This window comes from Dolichospermum sp. LEGE 00246 (genome assembly GCF_015207865.1).
Classification (GTDB): Bacteria; Cyanobacteriota; Cyanobacteriia; order Cyanobacteriales; family Nostocaceae; genus Dolichospermum; species Dolichospermum heterosporum.
The window spans coordinates 1-1,744 of the sequence record NZ_JADEWA010000700.1 but is presented as its reverse complement, the minus strand read 5'-3'; the positions used below and the strand labels follow the sequence as shown (position 1 = coordinate 1,744).

At 35.7% G+C, this 1,744-nt stretch carries 2 protein-coding genes; both read left to right on the top strand.

The genetic code is table 11. From position 1 onward, the window contains the following. Positions 1-844, top strand: an 844-nt coding sequence (locus IQ228_RS25725) for a hypothetical protein (protein WP_193964960.1), incomplete at its 5' end; no start/stop codon positions are given. A gap of 327 nt (positions 845-1,171) precedes the next feature. After that, positions 1,172-1,744: Uma2 family endonuclease (locus tag IQ228_RS25720; RefSeq protein ID WP_193964958.1), on the top strand; the 573-nt coding region annotated here is incomplete at its 3' end.

Genomic DNA, 1,744 nt, shown 5'->3' with positions numbered 1-1,744 from the left:
CAATTCAGAATTAAATTCTTATTTAGGTAATTCTCATATTCAAGGTCAAACTGATGCGGAAATATGGAACGAAATTCATAGAAAACTATTGCGAGTTCCTGAAGATGTAGCGACATCTTGGCGACATAAGGCTTTAGAATTAGCACAGGAAGTAGGGGCAGTTGTAGATAATAGAAATCTGGATGAATTGCCATTTGTGCGTGATGAAATTATTTATCCGGGGTTGAGTGGTACAGTTCAAGCTAAAGGACTATGTTTATCTCAAACAGCTTTGATAAATTCGGAAATTTCCCAAACGCATCTTGCCGATAATTTATATTTAATCGCCGGATTTTTACTTTTATATATTAAGTTTATAGAAATAGATGCAGATTTACATCATGCTTTAAAAAGTGTTTTTAGCTTTGATGTAGTTTCTTTATCTGCCAAATTGGAACAACGTCATCAATATATTGATGCTTTAAGCGATCGCTTGCACCGCATCCAAAAAATAGATGAAAATACTGATGTAGTTCTTAATTTATGTGCTTGGATTGACATGGATGAAGCCATTCATTCCTTAGTATTTATCCCTCCTGCTGAACGTTATTCTTGGTGGGGAAAATTACAAAAAGAATCCCGGCATCTGTTAAAAAAAGCCGCTGATAAAGCAGTTAAAGCAGGTAATGAAGTCCGACTCAAACAATTATCAGGGCTGTATGCTGATGTTTGTGAATTTTCTAAAGATGACCTACAATTAGACTGTGGTGGCAATCCTGGCGAGGTATTAACCTGTTTACGAGTCTATGCCAAAATTAATCAGCAACAGTATCCAGGAAGGGTAATATTTCGGACTTTACGCTAAAAAAAAGAACTTTGTCCGTAATACTGGAATAGCTGAGTAATCAAAATTCTCCTCCTAGTGAATCAAGTTCAGATATTGTACTAGTTTTGATATGTATAATTAGTCCCTTGATGGGAGCGATCGCCATCTATCTAACTGCTTTGTACCTATAGATTTAAAGTAATGGTCAAGTTATCTATGACTTAACGCAGTTAATAGAACCACCTGTACAAACATTAGAATGTTCTGAATTTGCAGACGCAATCATCAAACATTGCGGTTAATTTATATTAACCGTGCCTTTGATACTATAATATATTTATCACCATCACTAACCAGGTTATTTGTATGGTTATCACTCCTTTGAAACTAAACTTCAACACAGTTAATTTTACCGATGAACAGTTTTATCAACTATGTCAAAAAAACAGCGATTTAAAATTTGAACGCACATCTACCGGAGAATTAATTATTATGCCACCAGTGGGAGGAGAAAGCGGCAATCGAGAAGCAGAATTCATTATAGATTTAGGTATTTGGAATCGTCAAACAGGACTCGGTTACACCTTTAGTTCTTCCACTATATTTAAATTACCCAATGGTAGCGATCGCTCTCCAGATGCAGCTTGGATTAAAAAAGAACGTTGGGAAGCACTCACCCCCGAACAAAAATGCAAATTTCCCCCCATTGCACCGGATTTTGTCATTGAATTAAGGTCAGCAACAGATGATTTAAAAACTCTGCGTCAGAAAATGCAAGAATATATAGATGCAGGAGTGAAACTGGGATGGTTAATAAATCCTCAACAGCAACAAATAGAAATTTATCGTTTAGGAAAAGATGCGGAATTGCGAGATTTGCCTATAGAATTATTAGGAGAAGAGATATTACCAGGATTTAGTTTGAGTTTAGATTGTTAT